Annotated in this window: 11 protein-coding genes; all 11 read left to right on the top strand. The window is 61.3% G+C overall.

Annotation, left to right across the window (positions count from 1 at the left end):
* Window positions 1-513 precede the first annotated feature (513 nt).
* The 11 genes from J5M72_RS09465 to J5M72_RS09415 all read left to right on the top strand — a co-directional run bounded on the left by J5M72_RS09465 (window position 514) and on the right by J5M72_RS09415 (window position 15591).
* Complete coding sequence (locus J5M72_RS09465; RefSeq protein WP_169428959.1) at window positions 514-1830, top strand: UDP-glucose/GDP-mannose dehydrogenase family protein; 1317 nt, start codon at window positions 514-516, stop codon at window positions 1828-1830.
* An 83-nt stretch (window positions 1831-1913) separates the two neighbouring features.
* Window positions 1914-3395 carry a mannuronan synthase gene (gene alg8, locus J5M72_RS09460; RefSeq protein ID WP_169428958.1) on the top strand — a complete coding sequence of 494 codons (1482 nt, stop codon included), beginning with the start codon at window positions 1914-1916 and terminating at the stop codon, window positions 3393-3395.
* A gap of 35 nt (window positions 3396-3430) precedes the next feature.
* The gene (locus tag J5M72_RS09455) at window positions 3431-4600 is read left to right on the top strand and encodes an alginate biosynthesis protein Alg44 (RefSeq protein WP_207865323.1); all 1170 of its coding nucleotides are present in this window, start codon (window positions 3431-3433) and stop codon (window positions 4598-4600) included.
* A gap of 15 nt (window positions 4601-4615) precedes the next feature.
* Window positions 4616-6121, top strand: coding sequence for an alginate biosynthesis TPR repeat lipoprotein AlgK (gene algK / locus J5M72_RS09450; RefSeq protein WP_169428956.1), 1506 nt, complete (start codon window positions 4616-4618; stop codon window positions 6119-6121).
* The gene (locus J5M72_RS09445; protein WP_169428955.1) at window positions 6118-7599 is read left to right on the top strand and encodes an alginate export family protein; all 1482 of its coding nucleotides are present in this window, start codon (window positions 6118-6120) and stop codon (window positions 7597-7599) included. The genes algK and J5M72_RS09445 overlap by 4 nt, the downstream gene beginning before the upstream one ends.
* A gap of 26 nt (window positions 7600-7625) precedes the next feature.
* On the top strand, window positions 7626-9212 hold the full coding sequence (gene algG / locus J5M72_RS09440) for a mannuronan 5-epimerase AlgG (protein WP_207865322.1): 1587 nt from the start codon (window positions 7626-7628) through the stop codon (window positions 9210-9212).
* A gap of 10 nt (window positions 9213-9222) precedes the next feature.
* On the top strand, window positions 9223-10674 hold the full coding sequence (locus J5M72_RS09435; RefSeq protein WP_169428953.1) for an alginate O-acetyltransferase: 1452 nt from the start codon (window positions 9223-9225) through the stop codon (window positions 10672-10674).
* 8 nt (window positions 10675-10682) lie between these two features.
* Window positions 10683-11807: a mannuronate-specific alginate lyase gene (locus tag J5M72_RS09430; RefSeq protein WP_207865321.1), complete on the top strand. Its 1125-nt coding sequence runs from the start codon at window positions 10683-10685 to the stop codon at window positions 11805-11807.
* A 361-nt stretch (window positions 11808-12168) separates the two neighbouring features.
* Window positions 12169-13734 carry an MBOAT family protein gene (locus tag J5M72_RS09425; protein WP_207865320.1) on the top strand — a complete coding sequence of 522 codons (1566 nt, stop codon included), beginning with the start codon at window positions 12169-12171 and terminating at the stop codon, window positions 13732-13734.
* Window positions 13735-13744: 10 nt separating this feature from the next.
* Window positions 13745-14920 carry an alginate O-acetyltransferase gene (locus J5M72_RS09420; RefSeq protein ID WP_169428950.1) on the top strand — a complete coding sequence of 392 codons (1176 nt, stop codon included), beginning with the start codon at window positions 13745-13747 and terminating at the stop codon, window positions 14918-14920.
* A 14-nt stretch (window positions 14921-14934) separates the two neighbouring features.
* Window positions 14935-15591 carry an alginate O-acetyltransferase AlgF gene (locus J5M72_RS09415; protein ID WP_085608134.1) on the top strand — a complete coding sequence of 219 codons (657 nt, stop codon included), beginning with the start codon at window positions 14935-14937 and terminating at the stop codon, window positions 15589-15591.
* The last annotated feature ends 2 nt before the right edge of the window (window positions 15592-15593 follow it).

Raw genomic sequence — 15593 nt, 5'->3', positions numbered from 1 at the left:
TCGCGATGGGCGGACTGGAACTATGTCCAAATGCATAGCTCATACCACCGGTAACGATTATCGCCGAGCTTGTACGAGATAACTTACTCAGAGACTGAAACCATGTAACCAAGTTGTCACAGCAACTTGCCTGCATGGATAACAACTCTGGACAACTATCGAAGGACAGGAGATACGCACCATCAATATCCCCTACAAGGCCAAGGCCGCGCCCTTATAAACGTGCTCGCCTGAGCACCCAACCGCCCGATCTACAGGCCTGCGCCTGACATCGGGCGCGCAAAACGAGATTGCACAAGAGTCCTCTTGCCAGAGGATCAGCTGCATAACGGGGCACGTCACAACAAGGCCTGGTTGCGCACATCTTGAGTGCACTTATTTAGACACTCGAAACTTAGTATGCCTGCACACGGCATTGTGACGCCTGCAAGTCACACTTTCGAGTGCACTAAAACCGCTGAACACCATTAACTCCGGCCCTCTAACGGCCTGATATATACAGAGGTAATTGCGATGCGCATCAGCATATTTGGTTTGGGTTACGTCGGCGCAGTGTGTGCCGGTTGCCTGTCTGCACGGGGCCATGACGTGGTTGGCGTCGATGTTGCCAAAGACAAGATCGACATGATCAACGCTGGCAAATCCCCCATTGTCGAACCGGGCCTGGGCGAGTTGCTGGCGCAAGGGATCGAGACCGGTCGTCTGCGCGGCACGACCAACTTCGCCGAGGCGATTCGTGACACCGATCTGTCGATGATCTGCGTCGGCACGCCGAGCAAGAAGAACGGCGACCTGGAGCTGAACTACATCGAAGCGGTGTGCCGCGAGATCGGTTTTGTCCTGCGTGAAAAATCCACCCGCCACACCATCGTGGTGCGCAGCACCGTGCTGCCGGGCACCGTGGCAAACGTTGTCATCCCGATCCTCGAAGACTGCTCCGGCAAGAAGGCCGGCGTCGATTTCGGCGTGGCGGTCAACCCTGAGTTCCTGCGTGAGTCCACCGCGATCGCCGACTACGACCTGCCACCGATGACCGTCATCGGCGAGTTCGACAAGGCCTCGGGTGACGTTCTGCAATCGCTGTACGAAGAACTCGACGCACCGATCATCCGCAAGGACATCGCCGTCGCCGAGATGATCAAGTACACCTGCAACGTCTGGCACGCGACCAAAGTGACCTTCGCCAACGAGATCGGCAACATCGCCAAAGCGGTGGGCGTCGATGGCCGTGAAGTGATGGACGTGGTCTGCCAGGACAAGACCCTCAACCTGTCCCAGTACTACATGCGTCCGGGCTTCGCTTTCGGCGGTTCGTGCCTGCCCAAAGACGTGCGCGCCCTGACCTACCGCGCCGGCTCCCTGGACGTCGAAGCGCCGCTGCTCAACTCGCTGATGCGCAGCAACGAATCGCAAGTGCAGAACGCCTTCGACATCGTTGAAAGCCATGACAAACGCAAAGTCGCCCTGCTGGGCCTGAGCTTCAAGGCCGGCACCGACGACCTGCGCGAAAGCCCGCTGGTGGAATTGGCCGAGATGCTGATCGGCAAGGGTTACGACCTGAGCATCTACGACAGCAACGTCCAGTACGCCCGTGTCCACGGCGCGAACAAGGATTACATCGAGTCGAAGATCCCCCACGTGTCGTCCCTGCTCAATGCGGACTTCGATTCGGTGATCGACAACTCCGACGTGATCATCCTCGGCAACCGCGACGAGAAGTTCCGCGCCTTAGCCGAAGAAGCGCCGCACGGCAAGCAGGTGATCGACCTGGTGGGCTTCATGTCCAAGGCCACCAGTGCCGGTAGCCGCACCGAAGGGATCTGCTGGTAACGCAGCAGCAAGCCTCGAGCTTCAGGCCGCACGCCGTGAATCGGCGGGCGGCCTGAAGCCCCCATCACCTTCGGATGACGGTCATGTCCAAGCTCACACATTTTTTTCTGCAATCCGCCGGCTGGCTTTTGTTTCTGAGCCTGCTGATGGGCCTGGCCCTGATGCTGCCCGTGTCCACATTCGACTCCGAGTCGAAGGACTTCATTTTCCTGATTGGCGCCGTGGGTATCTGGCGCTACTCGATGGGTGCCACGCACTTTGTGCGCGGCATGATTTTTCTCTACATCGTCTACCCGCACCTGCGCCGCAAGGTTCGCAAGCTGGGTAAGGCGGCGGACCCGTCCCATGTGTTTCTGATGGTCACCAGTTTTCGCATCGACGCGTTGACCACCGCGCAGGTCTACAGCTCGGTGATCCGCGAAGCCATCGACTGCGAACTGCCGACCACCGTGGTCTGCTCCATCGTCGAAATGTCCGACGAGCTGCTGGTCAAGGCGCTGTGGGCACGGATGAATCCACCGGACCGGGTCAAACTCGACTTCGTGCGCATTCCCGGCACCGGCAAACGCGATGGCCTGGCTTATGGCTTCCGTGCGATCTCCCGTCACCTGCCGGACGACCGCGCCGTGGTTGCCGTTATCGACGGCGACACCGTGCTCGGCGAAGGCGTGGTGCGCAAGACCGTGCCGTGGTTCCAGATGTTCGGCAACGTCGGCGGCCTGACCACCAACGAATTCTGCGAAGTGCGCGGCGGCTACATCATGAGCGAGTGGCACAAGCTGCGTTTCGCCCAGCGCCACATCAACATGTGCTCGATGGCCCTGTCCAAGCGCGTGCTGACCATGACCGGCCGGATGTCGGTGTTCCGAGCTTCCGTGGTCACCAACCCGGACTTCATCGCCGACGTCGAAAGCGACTCGCTGCAACACTGGCGCCTGGGCCGTTTCAAGTTCCTGACCGGCGACGACAAGTCGAGCTGGTTCAGCCTGATGCGCCTGGGCTACGACACCTTCTACGTGCCGGACGCCGCGATCAACACCGTTGAACACCCACCGGAAAAGAGCTTCATCAAGGCCAGTCGCAAACTGATGTTCCGCTGGTACGGCAACAACCTGCGGCAGAACTCCCGGGCGCTGGGCCTGGGTGTGAAACGCCTCGGCGCCTTTACCTCGGTGGTGCTGTTCGACCAGCGCGTATCGATGTGGACCTCGCTGCTCGGCCTGACCGTAGCGATCATCGCCAGCTTCAAGTACGGCGGCGCGTTCATCCTCGCGTACCTGCTGTGGATCGGCATCACCCGCCTGATTCTGACGCTGCTGCTGTCGTGCTCCGGCCACCGTATCGGCCCGGCCTACCCGGTGATTCTCTATTACAACCAGATCGTCGGCGCGCTGGTGAAGATCTACGTGTTCTTCCGCCTCGACCAACAATCCTGGACTCGCCAGCCCACTTCCCTGACCCGTGATCTCGCCAGCTTTCAACGTTGGTTCAACACCTGGTCGTCTCGGACCATGACCTTCTCCGCCGGCAGCATTTTCGTCGCCGTGCTGCTGATGATGGTCTGACCTGCCCCTCTTGAATTAACAAGGAAATCGCCCCCATGAATACCGCCGTCAACGTCAACGTAGTGCATGAATCCGAAGCCCAGCGTCAGCACGCCCGAGTGAAAATCCCGGCCAAACTGCGATTCTTCGGCCCTGACCGCACACCGGTCGAAGCGCGGGTCATCGACCTGTCCGCCGGTGGTCTGGCGTTCAACGCCGGGCAACTGCCACTGACCGTCGGCCAGGTGTACAAGGCGCGCCTGCAATTCGTCATCGACAACCTCGGCATCGCCATGGATGTTGAACTGCAAGTGCGTTCCTACGACCGCCAGACCGGCCGCGCCGGCTGCCAGTTCCAGAACCTCGAACCGCAGGACATTTCCACCCTGCGCCACCTGATCACTTCGCACCTGGCCGGCGACATCGTCACCATCGGCGAAGTGCTGGCAACCCTGCAGCGCGACAACTTCACCAAGGCGCGCAAGGCCAAGGACGGCGGCCACGGCATGACCCCGTTCGGGCGTCTGAAAGCCGTGACCTTCAGTGCCGGTATCTTCGCGATCGGCCTCGTGGCGGCGGGTTTCGTTTTCAAATCGGTGTACAGCATGTACTTCGTCAGCCACGCGCAGGCCGGCCTGGTCAGCGTGCCGGGGATGAACATCACCATGCCTCGCGACGGCACCGTGCAGAGCCTGGTGAAGTCCGACGGCGTCGCCGCCAAGGGCGCACCGCTGGCGACTTTCAGCACCAGCATGCTCGACGTGCTCAAGGGCCATCTGGATGAAGACCAGTTGCAACCGGCCAAGGTTGAAGAACTGTTCGGCAAGCAAATGACCGGCACCCTCACCTCGCCGTGCGATTGCACCGTGGCTCAGCAACTGGTGGCTGACGGTCAATACGCGAGCAAGGGCGATGTGATCTTCACCCTGGTACCGCGCAACACCCAGGCCACCGTCGATGCACGCTTCTCCTATCGCCAGTTCGGCGACGTGCGCCCGGGTACACCCGTGAGCTTCCAGATCGCCGGCGAAGACAAGACCCGCACCGGCAAGATCATCAGCAGCACCAGCCTGAAAAGCGCTGACCTGTCCTCCGATATCCGCGTGCAGATCCAGCCGGACGAGCCGCTGGACAGCACCTTTGCCGGCCGTCCGGTGGAAGTGAACAGCGACCGTGGCCCGAACCTGAACTGGCTGATCGACAAAGCCATGGCTGCCGGTCTTTAAGTCGAGGACATGCCTGTGACTACTCCTACTCTTTTGAACACGCCGCAGCCCTTGTGGGAGCGGGCTTGCTCGCGAATGCGGTTCAACATTCAGAATCAGTGTGGGCTGACACACCGCCTTCGCGAGCAAGCCCGCTCCCACATGGGTCCTCTGTGTGCAGTTGCATTAGCAGTGTCTCTGGCCGGTTGCGCCGGCCTGCCCGACCAGCGTCTGGCCAACGAAGCGCTCAAGCGCGGTGACACCGCGACCGCCGCGCAGAACTACCGTGCGCTGGCCGACCTGGGTTACAGCGAAGCACAGGTCGGCCTCGCCGATATTCAGGTCGACAGCCGCGACCCGGAACAGATGAAACAGGCCGAAGCCACCTACCGCGCCGCCGCCAGTGTTTCGCCGCGCGCCCAGGCCCGACTCGGTCGCTTGCTGGTGGCCAAGCCCGGCTCCACCGAAGCCGAACATCACGAGGCCGAAACCCTGCTGAAGAAAGCCGCCGCCAGTGGCGAAGGCAACACGCTGATCCCGCTCGCGATGCTGTACCTGCAATACCCGCACAGTTTCCCGAACATCAACGCCCAGCAGCAGATCGACCAGTGGCGCAAGTCGGGCTATCCGGAAGCGGGCCTGGCGCAGGTGCTGCTGTATCGCACCCAGGGCACTTACGACCAACATCTGGATGACGTGGAAAAGATCTGCAAGGCCGCGCTCCACACCACCGACATCTGCTACGTCGAACTGGCCACGGTCTATCAGAAACGTGCCCAGCCAGACCAGCAAGCCGAGCTGATCAAGCAAATGCAGGCCGCTTACAGCCGTGGCAGCGTCACGGCCCAGCGTGTGGACTCCGTTGCCCGTGTGCTCGCCGATTCGACCCTCGGCAAGACCGACGAAAAGACTGCACAGGCGCTGCTCGAGCCGATCGCTCCGGGGTACCCGGCATCGTGGGTGACGCTGGCGCAATTGCTCTACGACTTCCCGGAACTGGGCGACGTCGATCAGATGATGAAGTACCTGGACAACGGCCGCGCCGCCGACCAGCCCCGTGCCGAACTGTTGCTGGGCAAGCTCTACTACGAAGGCAAACTGGTACCGGCCGACGCGAAAGTCGCCGAGGAACATTTCCAGAAAGCCGTTGGCCGCGAAGTCGCCGCCGACTACTACCTGGGCCAGATCTACCGCCGTGGCTACCTGGGCAAGGTCTATCCGCAGAAGGCTCTCGACCACCTGCTGACCGCTGCGCGCAACGGCCAGAACAGCGCCGACTTCGCCATCGCCCAGCTGTTTTCCCAGGGCAAGGGCACCAAACCCGATCCGCTCAACGCCTACGTGTTCAGCCAACTGGCCAAGGCGCAGAACACCCCGCAAGCCGATGAGCTGGCGACCACCCTCGCGGCGCAATTGCCCCCCGAGCGCCTGGCCGAAGCCCAGCGCCTGTTGCAACAGGAACAGGCCAGCCGTGGCGCCCTGAACCCGAACGCAATGCAACTGCACGCCCTGCAAGAAGAAGACGGCGAGGAAAAATTATGAAGTTGAATCCATTCGTGAAGGCCGGCATTGGCCTTTCGTTCGCGCTGATCTGGTCTTGCCCGACACTGGCCGCGATGACCGAAACCAAGAACTTCGGCCTCGAAGTGAAAATCACCGGCCAGTCCGAAGACGACCGCGACCTCGGCACCGCCCCGGGTGGCGACGTCAACGGTGTGGGCCTGGATCTGCGCCCCTGGGTCTACGGCGAAAGCGGCGCCTGGAGCGCCTACGCCATGGGGCAGGCCGTGACCTCGACCGACATCATCGAGACCGACACCCTGCAACAGTCCGACGGCGCCGAAACCACCGACAACGGCGACCGCAAGACCAAGAAAAACTACCTGGCGATGCGCGAGTTCTGGGTCGGCTACAGCGGCCTGACGCCCTACCCCGGCGAGATCCTCAAGTTCGGTCGCCAGCGCCTGCGCAACGACGACGGCCAGTGGCGCGACACCAATATCGAAGCGCTGAACTGGACCTTCGACACCACCCTGCTGCGTGCCAATGCCGGTGTCGCCGAGCGCTTCAGCGAATACCGCACCGATCTGAAAGAGCTGGCACCGAAAGACAAGGATCGCCTGCACGCCTACGCCGATGCGGCGTATCAGTGGACACCGGGCAACTGGGTCGGCATACGCGGCCATCACACCCACGATGACGGCAAACTCGATTACGCCGAACCGGGCGTGCCCCGCGACACCCTCGACAAAACCCAGAACGGCGACATCAGCTGGCTCGGTCTGACCGCCGACAGCGACGCCTACAACTGGCGCAACACCAACACCGTCAACTACTGGGGCAGCATCACTGGCATGAGCGGTGACCGCGACACGGTCAACCCGCTGAACGCCGACGGTACCCGCCCGGCACAGGCCAAGCGTAGCGAAGACATCAACGGCTGGGCCACCGACATCGGCGTGCGCCTGCGCCTCGATCCGCAGTGGCAGGTCGGTGCGGCCTATGCCCGCGCCAGTGCCGATTACCAACAGAACGGCCTGGAAAGCAACCGCTCGAACTACACCGGCACCCGCTCGCGGGTGCACCGTTTCGGCGAGGCTTTCCGTGGCGAAATGAACAACATGCAGACCGCCACCCTGTTCGGTTCCTGGATGCTCAACGACCAGTACGACGCCAGCCTGATCTACCACAAGTTCTGGCGCGTGGACGGCAACAAACCGGTGGGCAGCAACGGCATCAACGCTGTGGAAAACAACACCGACGACGTCACTGGCGCGATCCTTTCCAGCACCTCCCTGCCACTGCAGGACGGCAACAAGGATCTGGGCCAGGAAATGGATCTGGTGGTCACCAAGTACTTCAAGCAGGGCCTGCTGCCGGCGGCGCTGAGCCAGTCGATCGACGAGCCTTCGGCCCTGGTGCGTTTGCGTGGCGGTGTGTTCAAGCCGGGTGATGCCTATGGCAGCCAGGTCGATTCGTACATGCACCGCGCGTTCATCGACGTGATCTGGCGCTTCTGATGCAAACCGCGAAGGGAGTGCCCGACATGAACAACCCAAGGAAAGGCTCGCTCAGCCTGTTGGCCGGCGCCCTGTTGCTGGCCTCGACTGGCGCCTTCGCCACGGTCGAACCGGCGGCCCCTCAGCCTGGCAAGCCGGTCACCATCGCCAAGGAACTGCAACAGGCCAAGACCTACACCGTCAGCAGCGCCCCGACCGAGGCGCTGGAACTGGCCAAGCCGAAACTGCCCGACCTCTCCGACTTCACCGCCGAGGCCGCTGCCGCGAAAATCGTGCGCAGCAAACCGGGCAAGATCAGCGTGCGCCGGATGATGCAGGAAGACGCCCTGAAGGACTTCATCGGCGGCGACAACAAGATGGCCGAATGGGTGGTGCGTCAGCACGGCATCCCGCAGGCGATCTTCGTCGACGACGGCTACATGAACCTGAAGGACCTGGCGCAGAAACTGCCCAAGCAATACTTCAGCGAAACCTCGCCGGGCGTGTATCTGGCGAAATTGCCCATCGTGGTGGGCCGCAAAGGCATTCTCGACATCGACGGCCAGACCCAGGAACTGCGCCTGTCGCAAGAGGCCGGTTCGTTTCTGGTCAACGACGGTCAGTTGTTTGTGCGTGACACCAAAGTCACTGGCTGGCGCGAGAAGGACAACGGCCCGGCGACCTTCCGTTCGCCGAAGGAATTCCGCCCGTTTCTGCTGGCCTGGGGCGGCACCGAGACTTACATCGTCAACAGCAAGATGGCCAGCTTCGGCTACGCCAACAGTAAGTCGTACGGGGTGAGTATTTCCCAGTACACGCCGAACATGGCCAAGGTGCTCAAGCGTCCCGAGCCGACCGGCTGGATCGTCGGTTCCGAGTTCTCGGACATGTGGTACGGCTTCTACTGCTATGAGACCCGGGACTTTGTGGTCAAGGGCAACACCTACAAGGACAACATCGTCTACGGCATCGACCCTCACGACCGTTCCCACGGCCTGATCATTGCCGAGAACACCGTCCATGGGACGAAGAAGAAGCACGGGATCATCATTTCCCGTGAGGTGAACGACAGTTTCATCTTCAACAACAAGAGTTTCGACAACCACCTCTCGGGGCTGGTGATCGACCGTAACAGCGTCAACAACATCATTGCCTACAACGAGATCTACAAGAACCACACCGACGGCATCACGCTTTACGAGTCCGCCGACAACCTGCTGTGGGGCAACAAGGTCATCAGCAACAAGCGCCACGGCATCCGCATTCGTAACAGCGTGAACATCCGCCTTTACGAAAACATCGCCATGGCCAACGGCCTGACCGGTGTCTACGGCCACATCAAGGACCTGACCGATACCGACCGCGACATCAAGCTCGACCCGTTCGACGCCCAGGTTTCGCTGATCGTGGTCGGCGGAGAACTGGCGGCCAACGGCAGCGGCCCGATGGCCATCGACTCGCCGCTGAGCGTCGAGTTGTACCGCGTGTCGATGCTGGCGCCGACCAAATCCAGCGGCATCAGCTTCAACGGCGTCCTGGGTGACCGTCAGGATGAAATTCTCGACCTGCTGGTGCGCCAGCAGAAAGCCGTGCTGATCGACCCTGTCGAACGCCAGACCGAAATGCGGGACTGAGGATAATTTTATGCACCCACACCTGATCAAATTACTCAGCCTGTCGGCCCTGACCGTAGGCATTCTGGCGGCCAGCAACGGCGTGCGCGCGGATGAAGTCCAGCCGCCGAAGTTCACGGCCGAACCCTGCTGCAGCCTGTGCCCCGCCGCCCATGACGCGAAGAACTACACCACGCGCTATCAGCAGAACTTCACCACACTGGTGCAGGCCCAGGGCGATTGGTTGTTCCGGACCCAGGAAGACCTGCGCACCGAGTTCAACACCACCCCGGCCGGCTACAAACGCCTGCAACAGCTGCACGATGCGTTCAAGGCCAAAGGTGTCGAACTGGTGATTGTCTACCAGCCGACCCGTGGTCTGGTGAATCGCAACAAGCTCAATCCGGCAGAAAAAGCCGCGTTCGATTACGAGAAAGCGTTGGGCAACTACAAGACCATGCTCGGCCGTTTCGCCCAAATGGGTTACGTGGTGCCGGACCTGTCGCCACTGACCAACGAATCGCTGCCGGACACCCTGCCCGCCCACGACTTCTACTTCCGCGGTGACCAGCACTGGACGCCATACGGTGCGCAGCGCACGGCAAAAATCGTCGCCGAGAAGGTCAAGCAGATCCCGGCCTTCGCCGACATTCCCAAGCGTGAGTTCGAGACCAAACGCTCCGGGCGCATGGGCAAGACCGGCACCCTGCACAACATGGCCGGGCAACTGTGCGGCACCAGTTACGCGATCCAGTACATGGATCAGTTCACCACCGAGCCGAAAGGTGAAGCCGGTGACGGCGATCTGTTCGGCGATTCCGGCAACCCGCAGATCACCCTCGTAGGGACCTCCCACAGCGGCAAGAACTACAACTTCGCAGGCTTCCTCGAAGAAGCCATCGGCGCCGACATCCTCAACGTTGCCTTCCCCGGCGGCGGTCTGGAAGGTTCGATGCTGCAGTACCTGGGCAGCGACGAATTCCAGAAGACTCCGCCGAAAATCCTTATCTGGGAATTCTCGCCGCTGTATCGCCTCGACCAGGAAACCATCTACCGCCAGATGATGGCGCTGCTGGATAACGGTTGCGAAGGCAAGGAAACCCAAATGTCCGCCAGCACCACGCTCAAGCCCGGCGGCAAACAGGAGCTGCTGGTCAACAGCAAGAACCTGAACCTGCAGAACAGCGGCCATCAGGTCGACATCCGCTTCGCCGACACCTCGGTGAAAAAACTGCAAGCCACCCTCTGGTACATGAACGGTCGCCACGAGGACATCAAGATCGAGAAACCGGAAACCTCCGACACCGACGGTCGTTTCGCCTTTGAGTTGCGCACGGACGAAGACTGGGCCTCGCAGAACCTGCTGGCCGTCGAAGTCCAGGGCCCGGATGCGGGCACCGCGCCACAGAAAGTCGAAGCGAAAATCTGCAAACGCAACGTATTCCCGGGTGCTGGGCAACAAACTGCTCAGGTCGGGCAATGAGGTCTGCCATGCGAAACCGAACGATCAAACACCTGCTTGCGCCTTCCCTGCTGACACTGGCGATGTTCGCCGGGGCCACTCAGGCCGCCGCGCCATTGCGTCCGCCTCAGGGCTACTTCGCCGCTGTGGATAAATTCAAGACCGGCGACAAGAGCGAAGGCTGCGACTCGATGCCGGCGCCCTACACCGGCCCGCTGCAATTTCGCAGCAAATACGAAGGCTCGGACAAGGCTCGCGCGACGCTGAACGTGCAGTCGGAAAAAGCCTTCCGCGACACCACCAAAGACATCACCACGCTGGAGCGCGGCACCGCCAAACGGGTGATGCAGTTCATGCGTGACGGTCGTCCGGAACAGCTCGATTGCACGCTCAACTGGTTGACGGCGTGGGCCAAGGCCGATGCGTTGATGTCCAAGGACTTCAACCACACCGGCAAGTCGATGCGCAAATGGGCGTTGGGCAGCATGGCCTCTTCGTACATTCGCCTGAAGTTCTCCGACTCCCATCCACTGGCGCAGCATCAGCAGGAAGCGCAGGTGATCGAAGCCTGGTTCAGCAAAATGGCCGATCAGGTGGTCAGCGACTGGGACAACCTGCCGCTGGAAAAAACCAACAACCACTCGTACTGGGCGGCGTGGTCAGTGATGGCGACGTCCATCGCCACCAACCGCCGCGACCTGTTCGATTGGGCGGTCAAGGAATACAAGGTCGGCGTCAACCAGATCGATGCCGACGGTTACCTGCCCAACGAACTCAAGCGCCAGCAACGCGCCCTCGCCTACCACAACTACGCCCTGCCGCCGCTGGCGATGATCGCCAGTTTTGCCCAGGTCAACGGTGTGGATCTGCGCCAGGAAAACAACGGCGCGCTGAAGCGTCTGGGTGACCGGGTGCTGGCCGGGGTGAAAGACCCGGATCAGTTCGAGAAGAAGAACGGCAAGGAACAGGACATGACCGATCTGAAAGAGGACATGAAATTCGCCTGGCTCGAACCGTTCTGCACCCTCTACACCTGTTCGCCGGATGTGCTGGAGAAGAAGCACGGGATGCAGCCGTTCAAGACCTTTCGCCTCGGTGGCGACCTGACCAAGGTCTACGACCCGTCGCATGAGAAAGGTAACAAGGGTTCTTGAGCAGCCAAAGTCAAAAGCCCCTCACCCTAACCCTCCCGAAACGTCGGACCGCCCGGAGGGAGAGGGGACTGACCGAGGTGCTTTTGAGAGATCCGCCGACCTGAGCTACCGAGTGGTTCTCAGGTTTTGAAAGCGATCGAAACAAGGGGCCATTGGCTGCAATAGGAAAGACCGAGCCGATCTCAATTTTGGCAACAACTGAGATCAGGCTCCCTCTCCCTCCGGGAGAGGGCGGGGGTGAGGGCTGCGGTCGCAAGGCCACCCACACCCTCGAAGAAACACCGTTTCACCCCTCCAACACCACGGGGGGTTTGGGGGGGCTTTGGCCCTTGACTGTTGGTTCAAACATGGAGAGATCGGGATGGTATTTTCATCCAACGTGTTCCTGTTTCTGTTCTTGCCGATCTTTCTCGGCTTGTACTACCTGAGCGGGCAACGCTATCGCAACCTGCTGCTGTTGATCGCCAGCTACGTGTTCTATGCGTGGTGGCGGGTGGACTTCCTGGCGCTGTTCGCCGGCGTCACCCTGTGGAACTACTGGATCGGCCTGAAAGTCGGTGCCGCCGGCGTACGCAGCAAACCGGCCCAGCGCTGGCTGTTGCTCGGCGTGGCGGTGGACCTGTGCATCCTCGGCTACTTCAAGTACGCCAACTTCGGCGTGGACAGCATCAACGCGATCATGACCTCGTTCGGTCTCGAGCCGTTCATCCTGACCCATGTGCTGCTGCCGATCGGTATCTCGTTCTACATCTTCGAGTCGATCAGCTACATCATCGACGTCTATCGCGGCGACACCCCGGCCACCCGCAACCTGATCGACTTCGCGGCGTTCGTGGCGATCTTCCCGCACCTGATCGCCGGTCCCGTGCTGCGCTTTCGTGACCTGGCCGACCAGTTCAACAACCGCACCCACACCCTCGACAAATTCTCCGAGGGCTGCACGCGGTTCATGCAGGGTTTCATCAAAAAGGTCTTCATCGCCGACACCCTGGCCGTGGTAGCCGACCATTGCTTCGCCCTGCAAAACCCGACCACGGGCGATGCCTGGCTCGGTGCGCTGGCGTACACCGCGCAGCTGTATTTCGACTTCTCCGGTTACAGCGACATGGCCATCGGCCTGGGCCTGATGATGGGTTTCCGCTTCATGGAAAACTTCAAGCAGCCGTACATCAGCCAGTCGATCACCGAGTTCTGGCGCCGCTGGCACATCAGCCTGTCGACCTGGCTGCGTGACTACCTCTACATCACCCTCGGCGGCAACCGCAAAGGCACGCTGATGACCTATCGCAACCTGTTCCTGACCATGCTGCTCGGTGGTCTGTGGCACGGCGCGAACATCACCTACATCGTCTGGGGTGCCTGGCACGGCATGTGGCTGGCGATCGAAAAAATGCTCGGCCTCAACACCGCGCCGCGCAGCCTCAACCCGATCCGCTGGGCGCTGACATTCCTGTTGGTCGTCATGGGCTGGGTGATCTTCCGCGCCGAGAACCTGCACGTCGCCGGCCGCATGTATGGCGCGATGTTCAATTTCGGCGACTGGTCGCTCTCGGAACTCAACCGCGCCAGCCTGACCGGTCTGCAAGTGGCGACCCTGGTGGTGGCTTACGTGACCCTGGCGTTCTTCGGTCTGCGTGATCTGTACACCAACCAGCCACCGGTGAAGACCAAACCTGCGGTCAACGTCGAAAGCGACGGCCCTGCCGGTGCGCAACCAGGCCTGATCAAGGCAGCGCCTGGCGAAAACCCGGCAAGCATCCACGAGCCTGGCTACACCGTCGGCGTCGAAGCCCAGGTGCAACCGGCGTACTGGACGGCGGACTGGTCGCGCTACGTGATGCGCGGGCTGATCCTGCTGCTGTTCATCGCCTCGATTTTCAAACTCTCGGCGCAAAGCTTCTCGCCGTTCCTTTACTTCCAGTTCTGAGGGATCTGACATGACCCGCTCATTACGCATCTTCTATGTCGCACTGTTTCTGGTGACCCTGCTGGTGCTCGGTCTGTGGTCGGTGCGCAGCTTCTTCGGCTTCAGTACCAACGCCGACGCGACGGTGCTCAACGGCCGCTGGACCAAAGCCGTGGAAACCCACTACGACGATGAATTCCCGATCAAGCGACTGGGCACCAACCTCTGGGCCGCGCTGGATTTCAAACTGTTCAACGAAGGTCGTCCGGGCGTGGTGCTCGGTCGCGATCAGTGGTTGTACAGCGATGAGGAATTCAACCCGATCGTCAACGAAGAGCTGAACCTGCAAGGCAACTACGCGCTGGTCGAAGGCGTGCGCCAGACCCTGAAAGAGAAAGGCGTGAAACTGGTGATGGCGATCGTGCCGGCCAAGGTTCGCCTGTACCCGGAACACCTGGGTGAAGTGAAACCGGCGAGCATCCACGCCAACCTCTATCAGGACTTCCACGCCCGTGTCGCGGCGGACAAGATCCTCGCCCCCGACCTGCTCGGCCCGCTGCAAACGGCCAAGCAGAACGGTCAGCAAGTGTTCCTGCGCACCGACACCCACTGGACCCCGGAAGGCGCGGAAATCGCCGCCAACACCCTGGCCAAAACCATCGCCGACAAGTTCCCGCTCAGCGGCGAGCCGCAGCGTTTCGTCACCACGCCGGCGGAGAAGGTCACGCACAAGGGCGACCTGCGTCTGTTCCTGCCGCTGGATCCGCTGTTCGAAAACCTGATGCCGGCCAAAGAGCCGCTGCAAAAGCGCAACACCGTGGCCGCCACCGAGCAGCCTGCCGGTGACGACGCGCTGTTCGCCAACAGCGAAGTGCCGGTGGCGCTGATCGGCACCAGCTACAGCGCCAACCCCAACTGGAACTTCGTCGGTGCGCTCAAGCAAGCGCTGCACAGCGACGTCGTCAACTACGCAGAAGACGGCCACGGCCCGATCCTGCCGATGCTCAGCTACCTGAAAAGCGATGACTTCAAGAACAGCCCGCCACAGGTGCTGATCTGGGAGTTTCCTGAACGATATCTGCCTGTGAACAACGAAATCGGCGACGCCGACCCGCAGTGGGTCGCAGAGCTTAAACAAGCCGGCGCGCGCCAACAAAACGTAGCTGTAAACACTAAATCCGAGACGCCCGATCGGGCGCAAAACTGAAAGAGAGGTCCACCATGACTTTCACTACAACTCCTCGTCGTCTCGCTAAACGCTTCGCTCTGGTCGCGGGTCTGAGCGTGCTGTCGGTCCAGGCCTTTGCCGGTGGTGACGCCGCGCTGTACGGCCCGACCGCACCGAAAGGCTCGACCTTCGTACGGGTCTACAACGCCAGCAACGCTGAAGTCAGCGCCACCGTCGGCAGCACCAACCTGAGCGACGTTGCGCCGCTGGCCAGCAGCGACTTCAGCTTCATGCCGGGTGGTGACTACAGCGCCAAGGTCGGCAGCCAGACCCTGCCGGTAAAACTCGCCGGTGACCACTACTACACCCTGGTCAACAACGCCTCCGGCGCGCCGCAACTGATCGAAGAACCGCCGTTCAAGAACAAGCAGAAATCCCTGGTGCGCGTGCAGAACCTCAGCGACAAGCCGCTGACCCTGAAGACCGCCGACGGCAAGACCGACGTGGTGCCGAACGTGGCCGCCAAGGGCCGTGGCGAGCGTGAAATCAACCCGGTGAAAGTCAGCCTGGCGCTGTACGAGGGCGACAAGAAAGTCGGCGATGTGAAGCCGGTTGCCCTGGAGCGCGGTGAAGCAGCCGTGCTGTACGTCACCGGCAACGGCAGCAACCTGTCGCCAGTCTGGGTGAAACGCCCGGTGTCGACTCGCTAACA

Source organism: Pseudomonas sp. 58(2021), from assembly GCF_017491585.1.
GTDB lineage: Bacteria > Pseudomonadota > Gammaproteobacteria > Pseudomonadales > Pseudomonadaceae > Aquipseudomonas > Aquipseudomonas fluorescens_BT.
Note: the sequence above shows the minus strand (reverse complement) of the source record. Positions and strands in the feature narration are given on the sequence as shown.

What these genes read in the sequence shown, in the direction of transcription:
- J5M72_RS09465 (WP_169428959.1), top strand. Translation starts at nt 514, where the DNA reads ATGCGCATCAGCATATTTGGTTTGGGTTACGTCGGCGCAGTGTGTGCC.
- J5M72_RS09415 (WP_085608134.1), top strand. Translation starts at nt 14,935, where the DNA reads ATGACTTTCACTACAACTCCTCGTCGTCTCGCTAAACGCTTCGCTCTG.
- J5M72_RS09435 (WP_169428953.1), top strand. Translation starts at nt 9,223, where the DNA reads ATGCACCCACACCTGATCAAATTACTCAGCCTGTCGGCCCTGACCGTA.
- J5M72_RS09420 (WP_169428950.1), top strand. Translation starts at nt 13,745, where the DNA reads ATGACCCGCTCATTACGCATCTTCTATGTCGCACTGTTTCTGGTGACC.
- alg8 (WP_169428958.1), top strand. Translation starts at nt 1,914, where the DNA reads ATGTCCAAGCTCACACATTTTTTTCTGCAATCCGCCGGCTGGCTTTTG.
- J5M72_RS09425 (WP_207865320.1), top strand. Translation starts at nt 12,169, where the DNA reads ATGGTATTTTCATCCAACGTGTTCCTGTTTCTGTTCTTGCCGATCTTT.
- algG (WP_207865322.1), top strand. Translation starts at nt 7,626, where the DNA reads ATGAACAACCCAAGGAAAGGCTCGCTCAGCCTGTTGGCCGGCGCCCTG.
- J5M72_RS09455 (WP_207865323.1), top strand. Translation starts at nt 3,431, where the DNA reads ATGAATACCGCCGTCAACGTCAACGTAGTGCATGAATCCGAAGCCCAG.
- J5M72_RS09430 (WP_207865321.1), top strand. Translation starts at nt 10,683, where the DNA reads ATGCGAAACCGAACGATCAAACACCTGCTTGCGCCTTCCCTGCTGACA.
- J5M72_RS09445 (WP_169428955.1), top strand. Translation starts at nt 6,118, where the DNA reads ATGAAGTTGAATCCATTCGTGAAGGCCGGCATTGGCCTTTCGTTCGCG.